Below are 14,930 nucleotides of genomic sequence, written 5' to 3'. Positions count from 1 at the left end.
TTTTAGAATTAATTACTTCTTATCCACATCTAAAACTGTTTGAAGTAGTACATTTGCACCTTTCCAGCAGTTTTCTACAGGAGTGTATTCTATTTCACAGTGGCTGTGTCCGCCAACACTAGGAACAAATATCATAGTTGTAGGAAGAACGTCTGCCATATACTGAGCGTCATGACCGGGACCGCTGTATAATCTCATATTGCTGTATCCATACTCTTTAGCATTTTTCTCTACATAGTCGACTAATTCAGTATTAAATGGTGTAGTTTTTCTTCTCCAATTCAACTTAAATCCAGCTTCACATTTTTCAACTTCTTTAGGTATTCTTTCCACAACTTCCACAACTTGTTGTATAACATCAGGATTTTGATGTCTCGCATCTAATGAAAAACTTACATCATCTGGAATAACTGTATGTATTCCAGGTTTAACATCCATTCTACCTGTAGTGTAGACTAAATTGCTGTCGAGTTTATCAAGTTCATCGTGTAAGTATTGAATAATCTTACATGCTGCATAAAGAGCGTCTTTTCTGTACGCCATTGGAGTGGTTCCTGCATGGCCTGATTGACCTTTAAAGAATATTTCATAGTTAACCATACCTACAACACCTTCTACTGTACCTATATCTATCTTTTTGTCCTCTAGAACAGGACCTTGTTCAATATGCAACTCTAAAAAAGCCTTATAGTTATCTGATGTCATACGATTTGATTCATCGCCCTTGTACCCACTTGCTTCTAAGGCTTCTGCAAACGTTGTACCTTTTTTATCTGCTGATACCAACATATCGTCTTTATGAAATTTACCACTTATAACTCCTGAAGACATAAGAGCAGGTTCAAAACGAGCACCTTCTTCATTTGTCCAAACTACTACAGTTATAGGATGACGGTGTTCGATTTTTTCAGCTACTATTGTTTCAGCTACTTCCATAGCAGTAAGCACACCTAATACTCCGTCGTAGTTTCCACCTTGAATTACTGAATCCAAGTGAGATCCCATGGCTATTGCAGGTAGCCCTTCTTCGCCTGGTATTGTGGCGTAGATATTCGCCATATCATCTGTTTTTATTTCCATACCAAGGGCTTTGCATCTCTTGCAAAGTTCGCCTCTTGCTTGTATTGCTTCTGGCGACATCGATAATCTAGTAACTCCACCTTTACCTGTATCACCAAATTTACTAAAGGTGACTATTTTGTCTTCCATTCTTTCTTTACTGCAAGTTATCATGCTAAGCACCGCCTTTATAAAGATTATTTTTATTCTAGCCGTAAATTTCTTGAAGTTTTACATCTTTTCCTTCTCTTCCCTCTTTAAACTTAACCTCGCCTGGAGTTATACATCCCTGTACGGGACAGACATTTAGGCATAAGTGGCAACCAACACAGTTGTCGTTGATCTTAGGTTCTCTCTTATCTAAATCCCAGTCAATTGCCTGATGTCCTGCATCAAAGCAAGATACATAACATCTACCGCATTCAACGCATTTATCATCGTCTATCTTAGGAACAACCATAAAATCTCTATCTAGATTTTCTGCAGGGATGATGTTAGGAAGCGCAGCCCCTACTAAATCCTCTAGCTTATCAACTCCTTGTTCTTCCATGTAGTAAGATAGACCACTTATCATATCCTTTACTATTCTGTATCCATACTGCATAACGCTTGTAGTTACTTGTAGATTTGATGACCCAACTAGTATAAACTCTAGCGCATCTTGCCAAGTTTCTATTCCTCCAATTCCGCTTATCGGAGTGTCTTTAGTATCAGGATGAGTAGCTAAATTGGCTACAAATCTAAGTGCGATTGGCTTTACAGCCGCTCCTGAATACCCTGATATAGAAGATTTTCCATTTACAACTGGCATCGCAGTCATATTGCCTAACTCAATATTTGTAATTGACTTAACTGTGTTTATAGCCGATATCGCTTTTGCTCCACCTTTTATTGCTGCAATTGCTGGAACCTCCATATTACCTATGTTTGGAGTCATTTTAGCAACTACTGGTAGATGAGTTTGGCTTACTACAGCCTTTGTGTATTTGTACACTAAGTCTGGATCTTGACCTACATCTGATCCCATAGCACTTGTAGTCATCTGTGGACATGAGAAGTTGCACTCTATAATATCTGCACCAGCTTCAGTAACTAGTCTAGATAATGTCTCCCACTCCTCTACAGTACTTCCCATAATACTTACAGCCATTACCTTGGTTGGGTAATCTTTTTTAAGTCTGGATATGTACTCTAAGTTAACTTCGAGAGGTTTATCTGAAATCTGCTCCATATTTTTAAATCCAGTCCATACTGTAGATTCTTTGCTAGTTATATCAAAACGAGGAGAACATTCATCAGCTATAAATATACCAACTGTTTTATAGAAAACACCGCCCCAACCTTCATCAAATGCTTTTGCTATCATGTCATAGTTGCTACACACAGGAGAAGATGATAAGAAAAAAGGATTTTCGCATTTGACACCTAAAAATTCTATAGATAAATCTTTTTTACTAGCCATATACTTTTACCTCCTTTTTACTTAAATACTTTTCAATCTCTGATGCAGCCACTTTGCCTTCTGCAACAGCCTGAACTACAGTATCACCAGTGTTTATTAAATCTCCAGATGCAAATACACCGTCTTCAACCTCAAAGTCTTTAAATTCCGAACTGACTTCTTGTCCAATTGCTACTACTAAAGTGTCGGCTTTTAAATTAAGCTCTGAGTACTCATCTCTCGATTTAAAATTAAGGCCAACTAGCTTACCACCTTCAGATATAGTTTTTTCTGGTCTAAAAGGAGTTATTATAGATACACCCATTTTTTGAACTATATCTAATTCGTCAATATTGGCAGGAGCTTCAGATATACTTCTTCTGTATACTATAGATACATTTTTAGCCCCTATTTGCTTAGCTGTAATAGCACAATCCATGGCAACATCTCCACCACCGATAACTACGACATAATCGCCTATATCTACTTTTCCATCGCTTTCTCTTGCATCTTTTAAAAATTCAAGAGCACTTCTAACACCTGTTACACTGTAATCTATATTGCTTTCATCTACCTTTTTAGATTCTGAAAGACCAACACCTACATGAACAGCATCAAAATCGTCTTTAAGCTCTTCTATTCCTTTTTTACCATCTATTTTTTTGTTCATCACAAAATTCACACCTAGAGATTTGATTATTTCAATATCGTAGTCTACAAGTTCTCTATTAATTCTAGATGGATTTATTCCATATGTAAGTATTCCTCCGATTTTGTCCTCTGCTTCAAATACAGTCACATCGTAGCCTTTTAATGCAAGCTCAGCAGCACAAGTAAGCGAAGCTGGACCTGAACCTATACATGCTACTTTTTGATCTTTCTTCTCTACTGGAGATTTCAATATTTCCATATTAAATAACTTTTCTTGATCTACAGCAAACTCTTGTAATTTCCCTATTTTTATAGGTTTATCAATCCCCGTTCTACTGCAAGCTCCCTCACATAATTTATCGTGTGGGCAAATTAGGCTACAGCTTCCTCCTAGAACATTGTTCGTTCTAATAGTATCTGCTGCACCTTTAACATTTTTAAATCTTATTGATTGAATAAAACTTCCTGGATCAGTTTCTGCTGGACAGCTTTTACTACATGGTGCATCGTGACACAATAAGCAACGTGATGCTTCTTCCATTGCTGCCCTAGTGTTGAATTTCTCAGTCAAAGACTCTTTATACTTTAGATCTAATACTTTTGACATTCTAATCCCCCTTATTATAAGATTTTTACTATATCTTAAAATATAGGATCTGTCCTAAAAAAATATTACTAAATAAAAAATATGCAAATTCACCACAAAACATTTTACTGTTAATTGACAGTTCCTAAAATTATAGATAGCAACTAATTGATTTGAACTTCTTTATAGAGTTCTATTGCAGAACTCTATTATAGATAGTGTTTAGATTTTTCCTCGATGATATTCGTAGCTTTTACAATATAAAATATACTTTAATATAGCTTAGAATAATGTTTGAATTGTTTAGAATATAACTTTTTAACTTTAAATATTATAATTTAATTATTAAATTGTGTTTTGAAACTTAATATTACTTCACTTATTTATACTTTCTTTTAACTCACTTATTTTGCTCTCTTTTATTTCTCTTATTTAGCTTCTTCGTTTTCAACCTTTCCAAAAACTGAGTACAGCCAATCACCACTCTTATCACATGCAATACCGAGTACAGCACCGCAAAGTAGAGTTATAACTAAGACTACCCAGTCTCCATTAGCCGCAAATGTTGAAAAACATCCAACAAAACTTCCTGGTATAAACGCTAGGTATTTGAATCTTCCGGCTATACACATTACAAATGTTAAAAATCCACTAAATACCATTAAAGATCCTTGAAAAGGAAAAAAATCGCATAAAGTTATTATAGCCATACCACATAAAACTCCAAACATATTCTGTCTTATGGTAGTGAAAACTCCATCAATTCCATGTTTTCCTGAAGCAAAATAAGTCGTACAACCCGCAAATCCTATCCATGCTAGTAAACCAATAGGACCACTTATGTACGACCATACTCCACATAGAATACCAGTCGTTATACTTAAAGCCATCAATTGAGTCATTTCTACATCCTCCCTTATATTATTTTGAGTGTAGCAACTTTCCAAATATAGCTAAAAATCTTTTGTATTTTGATGAAAATTAATCTAATAATTACAATTTTCACAAATTTGATTAGTTAATTATAGCATATTACTATATATTTATCCAAGACTAGTTATTTTTAAATTTATGTTAAATATAATCTTTTTACTAAAAAGTGTCTACTTGTTCGCTACCTTAAATCTCCATTCATATAATTTATCTATTTTTTCATTTATACCTTTAAAAATAAGTTTTAATTTTATTTATTTAGAATATATATTACATTCTGTGGCTATTTATTCATCGAAAATTTCTATAAACCTAACAAAAATTTATTTTTTAATATTTCAGATAATTTTATATACCTCTCTTTTAGTATTGCTATAAAAAAACGAATTTTATTAACTCAAATATTATTACTTATTAACTTTTTATAGTTCTACTTAAATAAGTTTTCACCGATGTAAGAAAATTTAATGTAGGTTTAAATATTAAGTCTTTTGGGGCATTTTACATTGTTTACATTTCATCTTTCAATTGATATAATTTAATTAAATATACATATAGTGTAAAATACTATAAAAAAAATTTTCACATATCATACAGAAAAGGTTTCAAAAATAAAAAGGAAGTGATGATAAATACATCGGATAACGTTTTCATTGTTTGGTTAAATCTAAAGAACCTATTTAAGATTTAAATGATTTACTTGCGATCTAATCATAATTATTAAATTAAGTTTGGGAAAATTATCTCAAGCGAAAGGAGTATGTTATGAACAATAATGAAAAGAAACTTACCTTAATGTCGTTAATTTTAATGATATTTACATCTGTATTCGGCTTTACAAATATAACTAGAGCCTATTTCCTTATGGGATACTCTGCGATTCCATGGTATATCCTTTCAGCACTTACATTCTTTATACCTTACGCATTTATGATTGCTGAATTTGGGGCAGCTTTTAGAAAAGAAACAGGGGGGATCTACTCTTGGATGAACAAATCTGTCAATTCCAAGTACGCATTTGTAGTTACCTTTATGTGGTACACATCTTATCTGATCTGGATGGTTAACGTTTCAACTGGTATATGGGTTCCATTTACCAACTTAATATTCGGTAAAGATATGACATCTACATTCGCTTTTCTAGGTTTAACAGCACCTAAAGTGTTGGCGATACTTGCAATTCTTTGGATGTTTGCAATAACTTTCTTAAGCAGTAAAGGTCTCGATAAAATTCAAAAAGTAACTTCAGTCGGAGGTACATTTGTTGCACTGATTAATGTCGTATTAATTGTTGGCGCTATTTTAGTCCTGATATTTAATGGTTTTGAACTAGCTCAACCTATAACGGCCACAGCATTCACTACTTCACCAAATGCAGCCTATCAGACACCTTTATCCATCTTCTCGTTCTTGGTATTTGCTCTATTTGCATATGGTGGTCTAGAAGTCGTAGGTGGGCTTGTCGATAAAACAGAAAATCCTGAAAAAACATTCCCAAAAGGTATCACACTGGCTGCAATAGTAGTTGCAATTGGTTATTCAGTTGGTATCCTTTGCGTTGGATTCTTCAGTAATTGGAGCAGAGATTTATCTGCTGATACAATAAACATGGCAAACGTAGCTTACTTAACAGTTGGTAACTTAGGATATTACTTAGGTGATTCTTTAAATCTAAGCCAAGGTGTATGTTTACAATTAGCCGCATGGTTCTCAAGATTTGTAGGACTTTCGATGTTCTTAGCATTGACAGGAGCATTCTTCACATTGATTTATTCTCCAATAAAACAACTTATCGAAGGTACCCCAAAACAAATATGGCCTAAAAAATTAATCAAACTTGATGATAACGGAATGCCAGTAAATGCAATGTGGGTTCAATGTTTTATAGTTGTGATAATAATTGCTATTACATCATTTGGTGGAGATACTTCATCAGCATTCTTAAACTACTTAATACTTATGGCAAATGTCGCTATGACAATACCTTATATATTCATAGCTCTTGCTTTCATACCATTTAAGAAAAGAGATGACATCGACAGACCATTTGTTATATACAAATCTAAAGGTGCTGTTTTAGTTGCAACTGCTGTAGTTGTAATAACTATAACTTTTGCCAATGTATTTACTATAATCCAGCCAATACTAGAGAACAGAGACTATGTTTCTACTATATTCCAAATAGCTGGACCAATTGTATTTACTGGCATAGCATTGCTATTATTTGGTAGATATGAACGTAATTATTTGAAAAAACAATAGGTATTAAAATATAAACATAAAAGTGCCAGTAAAACAGATTTGTTTTCTGGCACTTTTTATAGTTAGCTTATAAAATATTCTTTTCATTTTTAATGTTAACTAGAATTATAATAGATACGAAAATTATAATTAATCGATTAAACAATCCAATAAATCATCTCTTCCAGTACTGTGAATATAAGATCCAGCATCTAGTTCGTCAAATCTTTGTTTTAATTCATTTTTTCTATACTTAATTCCGACTAAACCTTCTTCTAAATTGCCGACATTTTTAAGCGAAAAGAAATCTCCATATATTTTACAATCTTTTATTATTCCGTCTACAATGTTTAAATTGAATACGATTTTTCCGCCTGCATATCTCTTTGATTTGGATATTGTGAACTCTGGCGATTTTCCATAGTTCCAATCCCATGTATTAAATTTACTATCGTATAAATGTTTTATAGCTAATTTATCCTCTTCAGATAAATGATATACTTTATAATCATCGTCTAATAGTTCATCTAGCATAACCGATCTAAATTCATCCACAGTTAACTGTGAATTAATACAGTCAGATATGTTTGCAACTCTAGAGCTAATCGATTTAACACCTTTAGATTTAATCTTTTCTTCTGATACTCTAAGCCCAGAAGTCATGTTGCCGATATTGGCATCAAATAGTATAGATCCGTGATGTACCATGCTTTTAGACTTCATAAATTGAGCATTTCCACATATTTTCTTTCCATCAACTAAAAGATCATTTCTACCTGTAAGCTCTGCATTTACACCGATTTTTTTAAGAGCTTTAATAACAGGATCTACAAAACCTTTAAAATCTATTTTATCCCTTTCATAATCTTTTATAATAAAAGAGAACTGCCATATTCCAGGATCTGTGTAAATAGCACCACCACCTGAATTTCTTCTTACAACTTGTATACTATTTTTTTCTATGTAATCGTTGTTTATTTCCTCCATAGTGTTTTGAAATCGCCCTATCATAATAGTAGGATCGGTTCTCCAAAACATAAACAAAGCGGGAAAGTCTATTTTTTCGCTTAATGCTAGGTGTTCCTCAAGAGCAAAGTTGTAGTAAGGATCTAATGAATCACATGGAACATAAATCATATAGTACTCTCCTCTTTCTTCCTAATATCAAGCGCTTCAGCGGCATTATACGAGCTCCTAACTAGCGGGCTACTCGCAACAAATTTAAATCCTTTATCCAAAGCTTCAGTTTTATATATATCAAATTTCTCTGGAGTAATGTATTCAACTAAGTCTATATGTTTTGATGATGGTTGTAAATACTGACCAACCGTAAGTATATCGCAGCCAGTTTGAAGTATATCATCCATAAGTTCGTAAACTTCATCATCCTTTTCCCCAAGACCTACCATAAATCCTGTTTTAGTAAGCATATGTGGATCTTTATTTTTAACGTAATCTAGCACAAACAGAGATCTTTTATAGTCAGCCTCTGGACGGACTGTATCGTATAGACTTTTAACGGTTTCAACATTGTGATTAAGTACATCTGGCTTTGCATCAATAATCATATCCAAACTTTCTCTATCACCTTTTAAATCGGGTATTAATACCTCTATAGTCGTATCTGGACATAGTTTCCTAACTTCTTCTATTACTTTAACAAATTGCTCTGCACCGCCGAACTCCAAATCATCCCTTGTAACACTCGTTACAACTACATGCTTTAAATTTAATTTTTCTACAGCTTCTGCTACATGAATTGGCTCCATAGGATCTACTTCTTCAGGTAGATCGTGAACTACATTGCAAAACCTACAATTTCTAGTACACTGGCTTCCCAAAATCATAAATGTAGCTGTGTTTTTGTTATAGCATTCTCCCATATTTGGACAGTTTGCCTCTTTGCATACAGTATTAAGCGATAATTGATTCATTAGACTACTTACATGGCGTATTGAATTATGATTGTATTTCACTCTAAGCCACTCAGGTTTTCTTCTTTTAATATTTGCATTGCTCATTTACATCCTCCTCATCCCTACAAAAGCTATGTATTATAAATTGCTTGTCGATGTTGATATACTTTATATATTTATATACTTTTAATGTTGTATACTTTGATATTGATTATTATAAATATATTTATCTCTCTATTATAAAATATCAAACTCCCCAAGCTTTTTGTAAATTATGTCGCAATTAAACTGTTGCCTTCTCCCGTTAAATGTATCCCATCTAGATAGTACTTGAGTTTATCTTGAAATATATTATCGCTACAAAACTCAGTATAAAAATCGATAAGCTTAACATCATAAGTAATAGAATATAAGTTCAACCACTCGTGATATTGTTTCAGCGTATCTACTATATTAGTATTTTCCATGTACAACTTCCATTTTCCTTCAACTAGCTCTTCATGCATGGGAGTAGGAGCTCCTATTATAGGTAAAATCCCAACAGACAACGATTGTTGCACTATTGCAACTATATTATTTTTGGCTATATCTGTCTTTTCACTGAGAAAAATATCGTTTGTTCCCCCTATAAGCAACAGAATATCTGGTTTTTCAGTTAATACATCCCTTTCGAAACGCGCAAGCATACCTGATGTAGTATCTCCATTAATTCCTTTATTGACAACCGTAGCGTTTAATTTTTCTTCTAATTTTCTACACCAAGATTCAGATCTTTTGACTCCATAACCATAGGTTAAACTATCGCCTAGACACACTATTTTCATAATCTCACCACCAATATATTTTGTTTATTTATAGTACAATAACATATCTAGTCATATCAATACAGTATATTTGAATTTATTTTTGTATTATTTTAAACTCGAGCAAAAAGACCTAGAAAAAAGTAACTTTTCTCTAGGTCTTTACTATAAAATCAAATATATTTATAACTTCATAATCTAATAACTCTCATAACTATATATACTCTTTTACAGTTAAACATTCTTCTTTTTAACTTACTCGTCCTTCTTTAACGTATAAACATTTCTGTAGTAATTTTCATTTAGCCTAATATCTATCCCGTCGGAATTAACATCATTATCATCAAGATTCTTGCTTATGACTTCTTTCTTACTGTTAGGTTCAACAGCATTAAGGGTTCCTACTACCCCTTCGATTATATCGTCTAGGAAATGGAATGGGAAACCTACTCCCATCTCGCCTTCGCCCCATCCACCTACAGCTCTAGTTCCTGAACAGAATAATGATAGGTTTATAGTATTCTTTTCATAAGGAATTGCTGTAAGTTCAGAACAGTACGCCTGATTTCCTGAGATAGTGAAGTTATTTTGAATTCCATCGTTATATGTGTGAGCTTGTACAATTCTCATCGCTTTGTACGGTGTTACAACCATAAGTACAACATCGGGATCGTCTTTAAATTCAGATAGCGGACCAACTGCAAATCCTCTTACCTTGTGATTGCAAAAAACTATTTCATTCGCTACTTTTTTGCTTATCAGTAAGTTTTTGTATATCTTTAAATTCCTTCCGTATTCTCCCGACTTGAAATCATCTGATATCTCCATCAAACCTAAAGCTCTAGCTGCTCCAGGACAATTTATATTCTTGATTGTAGCCTTCATCATTTGTCCTGAAGTTATAGCTTTTTTTACCATAAGGCAGTAAGTCATTCTACCTTTTACTTCATCACATTCAAAATTATTGTAATCATCTTCATTGACTAAGAATTTTACTCCTATAGGAGCTCTTTCTAAATCTAATAGCGAAGATAATAGTTTCGTTCTCTCTTCTATACTCATAACATCACCTATTTTAATTTTTTATAAACAAAATTCCCTGTAAGTTGAATAGCTTCCACAAGAATCAAGATAATAAACACTGAAAAATACAATATGAAGTTGTTAAAACTTTGGTATCCATAATTTAGAGCCACTGATCCCAGTCCTCCTGCTCCCACTGCACCTGCTAATGTGGTTGCTGTAAGGAAGTTAATCGTACATAAGGTAATTCCCGAAAGAATTGCTGGCAGTGATTCCTTAATCATGTAATGCACTACAATTTGTAGATTACTTGCCCCAAATGATTTTGCAACTTCTATAAGCTGCTTGTCAACTTCAAGAAGACAGTTTTCAATAACCCTCGCAATAAAAGGAATTGCCGCTATTGTCAGTGGAAAAATTGCCGCTTTTTCTCCAATAGTAGTTCCAACTAGAATCTTTGTAATTGGAGATATAGCTACAATTAAAATTATTATTGGAAATGCCCTAATTATATTAATTATAAAATCTAGAATCTTGTACACTTTTGGTCTAGGTTTAAGTCCATTATTTGGCCCGTAAAGCACTAAAACTATTGATAACAGGAAACCAAAAATACATGCTAGCACCATAGATATCAAAGTCATTCTTATAGTAGCTCCAACCGATGGTAAAATTATCTTTTCTGTATAATCTATCCAAAGTTCCATTTTACTCAACTTTACCACTCCTAACCCTCACAATATTTCTAAGTTTACCAATAGAATAATTGGTATGTACTTAAAAATCTACTTTTTATATTGTACTAATGTTCCGTTGTACTCATTTTCAAGCCAAGTTCTAAATTCATCGGTAGAAATATATTTCTGAGCTTCTTTAACCCAATCTTTATCTTTGTCTTCTTCATTAACAGTCAGACCAACTGGGAAATCTTTAGAAGTTTTATCTTCCTCTATAAAATTATTTGGATCTAATCCTGCTTGTTGTATTCTTATTGCTGGTGAAATTACTGCATCTACATCGTTAATACTTCTAGCTATTGTTGCTACATCAGTTTCATAGAATTTAATATTTTTAGGATTTTCTTTGATATCTAAAATTGTATAAAACTCACCTTTTTTCTCTCCTAGTTTTAATAGCCCTAAATTTTCTAAGAATTTAAGAGAGTTTTCAGTATTTGTAGGGTCATTCGCTATACCTATTGTCATATTATCCGAAAATTCATTTATATTTTTATATTTTGATGAATACATCGCAAATCTATAGTATGCTAAGTGTGGATCAACTACTGTAAGTTTAGAGTTGTTTTCTTTATTGAATGTATCTATCCAAGGTTTATGGTTGTGTACAAATCCTGATAAATCTCCATCTTTAGCCGCTATTGCAGCTGCATTATTTGCATCAAATAAAACTGTCTCTGCATTGTATCCTTCATTGTTTAGGTGCTCTTTTATTTTTACTACTATTGGCTCTGTTGTGCTCATTGAACCTAATGTTATCTTCTCTTCTTCTTTTTTACCACAAGCTGTTGCAGTTACCATTACTGCTAAAGCAAGTACAAGTGTTAAAACTAAACTTAATCTTTTTTTCATATTATTTTGCTCCTATCCCTTTTGATAATTTATTTTGTACTTCTATATTGCTTCATCAAATTGTATTCCTTTGTCTTCAAGGTATTTCTTCAATTTATTCATATCTTTCAAAGCCAAGTTTATTATAAATGATCCATTGACTTCATCTCTGTACTTATCCATACCTCCCCATACAATTTTACATCTGATATTTGTATCTCTTGTTATATCCGAAATAATATACTTATCTTCTGGATTTTTGATTACTATCTTTATGTTCGCTCCGTCACTTGGAAGAACTTCATCAGTGTCTTTACCTAATAGCTCTCTAAGCTCCTCTGGCTCATTCATAAATATATCCGTTACCTCACCATTTGCAATAAGCTCTCCACCCTTTAGAAGCGCCATTTTATTGCATACTTTTCTAACTACTTCCATTTGATGGGCCACGACAATAACAGTTAGTCCAAACTCTTCATTTATTTTACGAACCAATTGGAGTATAGAATTTGCAGTGTTAGGATCAAGCGCTGATGTAGCTTCATCGAATAAAAGTATCTTAGGATCTAGGGTTAAAGCTCGGGCAATCGCTACCCTTTGTTTTTGACCTCCACTCAATTCTCCTGGTCTGCTATCCTTTTTATCAAACAAACCGACCAAGTCTAAAAGTTCATTAACTTTCTTTTTTCTATCCTCTTTGCTGTACTTACAACACTTCATTGGAAGATCAACATTTTCATATACCGTTAATCTTTCTAACAGCGAAAATTGCTGAAATACCATTCCGATATTCTTTCTAAACTCCATCAACTCTTCATTATTTAATTTCTTTAAATCAACGCCATTGACTACAAGACTTCCACTATCGTAATCTACTAAACCATTTATACATCTAAGCAGAGTTGATTTACCAGCTCCACTCGCTCCAACAAGTCCATATATATCTCCCTTTTCTATGTTAAGGTTGATATTTTCAAGAATTACATCTTTATCATATGATTTTTTTAAGGCTGCAATTTTTATCATATTAAATCCTCCTTAAATGACTGCCATATAATAATATCACAACATAAAAGATACTAATTATAGCAATTTTCTATATATTTGATTTGTTTTATAGCTTTAATCTATTTGTATATTGTTAATGTTTTTTATAATATAAATAAGTATTTTCAATATTTTTCAAAGCTAGTAATATCAATACTTGTATTAATTTGTCGCTTTTTAAAAAAATTTCACTTTTTTTTATTTCTCCAATAGTAACTATATAAATATATAAAAAAAGATTTGGTAATTATTTACATGTAGAAATTTTTTATTAATAAATAAATCTATTTTTATAAAAGCGGTCCAAAAAATGATTTCCCAATCAGCGAAAATCTTATCTACTTCTGATACTATCTAAAAATATAGTACAAAAAATATCGAAGCACCCGAAAGGCAATTCGGATGCTTCTGATAAATAGTTTGTATCATTTATAAGGATCAACATCTAATCTGCTTTAGTTGTAGTCCTTTTTTTATTCATTTCTTACATCGATTATACATCTACTATCTTTTTCGTCAATAATTTGTATTCCAAATAACATCAGATTAGAGCTGATAAAAGCTAATTGTAATTTCTTATAGTCTAATTATTATTTCACTGGATCCCCTAACCCATTCATAATTTGCAATATGCTTTCAGTATTTTCTCTTCGACTTTACGTATAGATCCATATACTAAGTCTGTCATTATTATATATTGTATAATCAGGTTACTTTTATTGAAGCTGAATTTTAAACCAATATATGATATACTCTCATCAAAATAGTTTTTAATTTAACGATAAAATCGAATTTGATCTTATTTATAATTTTAGGAGGCCTATATGAATGTTAAAAGAGTATGCGCAGTTTATTTTAGTGCAACAGGTACAACCAAAAAGATAGTTTCTGCAATTGCTGAAAATACAGCGACTTCTCTAGATATAATATGTGAAACAATTGATTTTACATCAGCAAACATGCGAATCGATAGAGTAAACTTTGAAAGAGAAGATCTCGTTATATTCGGCACTCCTGTATACGCAGGAAGAGTTCCTAATGTACTTCTTAATTTCCTATCGACTATTGATGGAAATGGCGCAATCGCTGTTCCAATTGCAGTATACGGAAACAGAAATTACGACGATGCTCTTATAGAACTTAGAGATATTTTGGTTAAAGATAACTTTAAAACTATTGGAGCCGCTGCATTTATTGGAGAACATTCTTTTTCAAAAATACTTGCAACAAGAAGACCTGACAATAAAGATTATGAATTTGTAGTTGATTTTTCAAATAAGATTGTGAAAAAGGTCAAGTCATTGAATTACTATGATTTAGATGATCCAATTACAGTAAAAGGTACAGATTATCCTTATAGAGGATACTACCAACCTAGAGATAGATATGGGGATTCAATAAATATTTTAAAGGTTAAACCGCTTACAAACGATAATTGCAATGATTGTAAGTTATGTGTTTCCGTCTGTCCGATGAATTCTATAAGCTTTGACGATGTAAGAATTTTTACAGGTATTTGTATAAAATGTGGAGCTTGTATAAAAAAATGTCCGCAAAATGCTAGATATTACAATGATGAAGGGTATTTATACCATAAGCAAGAGCTTGAGGATATGTACGGAGAGAGATGTGAGCCAGAAATTTTTATATAGATGTTTAAAC

The 14,930-nt window shown here is 32.5% G+C and carries 13 protein-coding genes; 2 read left to right on the top strand and 11 right to left on the bottom strand.

Features of this window, described 5'->3' with window-relative positions:
* Positions 1 to 12: 12 nt before the first annotated feature.
* The 4 genes from T473_RS0110930 to T473_RS0110915 form a co-directional block, all read right to left on the bottom strand.
* On the bottom strand, positions 13 to 1,233 hold the full coding sequence (locus tag T473_RS0110930) for a Zn-dependent hydrolase (protein ID WP_024621942.1): 1,221 nt from the start codon (positions 1,231 to 1,233) through the stop codon (positions 13 to 15).
* A gap of 34 nt (positions 1,234 to 1,267) precedes the next feature.
* Complete coding sequence (gene preA, locus T473_RS0110925; RefSeq protein ID WP_024621941.1) at positions 1,268 to 2,521, bottom strand: NAD-dependent dihydropyrimidine dehydrogenase subunit PreA; 1,254 nt, start codon at positions 2,519 to 2,521, stop codon at positions 1,268 to 1,270.
* Positions 2,514 to 3,758: an FAD-dependent oxidoreductase gene (locus T473_RS0110920; RefSeq protein ID WP_024621940.1), complete on the bottom strand. Its 1,245-nt coding sequence runs from the start codon at positions 3,756 to 3,758 to the stop codon at positions 2,514 to 2,516. The genes preA and T473_RS0110920 overlap by 8 nt, the downstream gene beginning before the upstream one ends.
* Before the next feature lie 407 nt (positions 3,759 to 4,165).
* Positions 4,166 to 4,639: a DUF1097 domain-containing protein gene (locus T473_RS0110915; protein ID WP_024621939.1), complete on the bottom strand. Its 474-nt coding sequence runs from the start codon at positions 4,637 to 4,639 to the stop codon at positions 4,166 to 4,168.
* Between the two features lie 796 nt (positions 4,640 to 5,435).
* On the opposite strand from T473_RS0110915, the gene yjeM reads away from it, so the two are divergent.
* The gene (gene yjeM / locus T473_RS0110910; RefSeq protein ID WP_024621938.1) at positions 5,436 to 6,932 is read left to right on the top strand and encodes a glutamate/gamma-aminobutyrate family transporter YjeM; all 1,497 of its coding nucleotides are present in this window, start codon (positions 5,436 to 5,438) and stop codon (positions 6,930 to 6,932) included.
* 129 nt (positions 6,933 to 7,061) lie between these two features.
* On the opposite strand, the gene T473_RS0110905 is transcribed toward yjeM, so the two are convergent.
* The 7 genes from T473_RS0110905 to T473_RS0110875 all read right to left on the bottom strand — a co-directional run bounded on the left by T473_RS0110905 (position 7,062) and on the right by T473_RS0110875 (position 13,247).
* Positions 7,062 to 8,048: a lipoate--protein ligase gene (locus T473_RS0110905; RefSeq protein ID WP_024621937.1), complete on the bottom strand. Its 987-nt coding sequence runs from the start codon at positions 8,046 to 8,048 to the stop codon at positions 7,062 to 7,064.
* Positions 8,045 to 8,932 (bottom strand): lipoyl synthase, encoded by an 888-nt coding sequence (lipA, locus tag T473_RS0110900; RefSeq protein WP_029791713.1) that lies wholly within the window; start codon positions 8,930 to 8,932, stop codon positions 8,045 to 8,047. The genes T473_RS0110905 and lipA overlap by 4 nt, the downstream gene beginning before the upstream one ends.
* A gap of 167 nt (positions 8,933 to 9,099) precedes the next feature.
* Positions 9,100 to 9,651: a GDSL-type esterase/lipase family protein gene (locus tag T473_RS0110895; RefSeq protein ID WP_029791712.1), complete on the bottom strand. Its 552-nt coding sequence runs from the start codon at positions 9,649 to 9,651 to the stop codon at positions 9,100 to 9,102.
* A gap of 234 nt (positions 9,652 to 9,885) precedes the next feature.
* Positions 9,886 to 10,692, bottom strand: coding sequence for a DUF169 domain-containing protein (locus tag T473_RS0110890; protein ID WP_024621935.1), 807 nt, complete (start codon positions 10,690 to 10,692; stop codon positions 9,886 to 9,888).
* 8 nt (positions 10,693 to 10,700) lie between these two features.
* The gene (locus tag T473_RS0110885) at positions 10,701 to 11,360 is read right to left on the bottom strand and encodes a methionine ABC transporter permease (RefSeq protein WP_024621934.1); all 660 of its coding nucleotides are present in this window, start codon (positions 11,358 to 11,360) and stop codon (positions 10,701 to 10,703) included.
* Positions 11,361 to 11,438: 78 nt separating this feature from the next.
* Positions 11,439 to 12,242 (bottom strand): MetQ/NlpA family ABC transporter substrate-binding protein, encoded by an 804-nt coding sequence (locus T473_RS0110880; RefSeq protein ID WP_024621933.1) that lies wholly within the window; start codon positions 12,240 to 12,242, stop codon positions 11,439 to 11,441.
* Between the two features lie 42 nt (positions 12,243 to 12,284).
* On the bottom strand, positions 12,285 to 13,247 hold the full coding sequence (locus tag T473_RS0110875) for a methionine ABC transporter ATP-binding protein (RefSeq protein WP_024621932.1): 963 nt from the start codon (positions 13,245 to 13,247) through the stop codon (positions 12,285 to 12,287).
* 845 nt (positions 13,248 to 14,092) lie between these two features.
* Between T473_RS0110875 and T473_RS0110870 the strand changes: the two genes are divergently transcribed.
* On the top strand, positions 14,093 to 14,920 hold the full coding sequence (locus T473_RS0110870; RefSeq protein ID WP_024621931.1) for an EFR1 family ferrodoxin: 828 nt from the start codon (positions 14,093 to 14,095) through the stop codon (positions 14,918 to 14,920).
* Positions 14,921 to 14,930 lie beyond the last annotated feature (10 nt).

The organism is Clostridioides mangenotii TR, assembly GCF_000498755.1.
Lineage (GTDB): Bacteria > Bacillota > Clostridia > Peptostreptococcales > Peptostreptococcaceae > Metaclostridioides > Metaclostridioides mangenotii_A.
Note: the sequence above shows the minus strand (reverse complement) of the source record. Positions and strands in the feature narration are given on the sequence as shown.

Bases quoted from the DNA above. Each gene is read 5' to 3' on its own strand.
- T473_RS0110930 (WP_024621942.1), bottom strand. From the start codon at position 1,233: ATGATAACTTGCAGTAAAGAAAGAATGGAAGACAAAATAGTCACCTTT.
- preA (WP_024621941.1), bottom strand. From the start codon at position 2,521: ATGGCTAGTAAAAAAGATTTATCTATAGAATTTTTAGGTGTCAAATGC.
- T473_RS0110920 (WP_024621940.1), bottom strand. From the start codon at position 3,758: ATGTCAAAAGTATTAGATCTAAAGTATAAAGAGTCTTTGACTGAGAAA.
- T473_RS0110915 (WP_024621939.1), bottom strand. From the start codon at position 4,639: ATGACTCAATTGATGGCTTTAAGTATAACGACTGGTATTCTATGTGGA.
- yjeM (WP_024621938.1), top strand. From the start codon at position 5,436: ATGAACAATAATGAAAAGAAACTTACCTTAATGTCGTTAATTTTAATG.
- T473_RS0110905 (WP_024621937.1), bottom strand. From the start codon at position 8,048: ATGATTTATGTTCCATGTGATTCATTAGATCCTTACTACAACTTTGCT.
- lipA (WP_029791713.1), bottom strand. From the start codon at position 8,932: ATGAGCAATGCAAATATTAAAAGAAGAAAACCTGAGTGGCTTAGAGTG.
- T473_RS0110895 (WP_029791712.1), bottom strand. From the start codon at position 9,651: ATGAAAATAGTGTGTCTAGGCGATAGTTTAACCTATGGTTATGGAGTC.
- T473_RS0110890 (WP_024621935.1), bottom strand. From the start codon at position 10,692: ATGAGTATAGAAGAGAGAACGAAACTATTATCTTCGCTATTAGATTTA.
- T473_RS0110885 (WP_024621934.1), bottom strand. From the start codon at position 11,360: ATGGAACTTTGGATAGATTATACAGAAAAGATAATTTTACCATCGGTT.
- T473_RS0110880 (WP_024621933.1), bottom strand. From the start codon at position 12,242: ATGAAAAAAAGATTAAGTTTAGTTTTAACACTTGTACTTGCTTTAGCA.
- T473_RS0110875 (WP_024621932.1), bottom strand. From the start codon at position 13,247: ATGATAAAAATTGCAGCCTTAAAAAAATCATATGATAAAGATGTAATT.
- T473_RS0110870 (WP_024621931.1), top strand. From the start codon at position 14,093: ATGAATGTTAAAAGAGTATGCGCAGTTTATTTTAGTGCAACAGGTACA.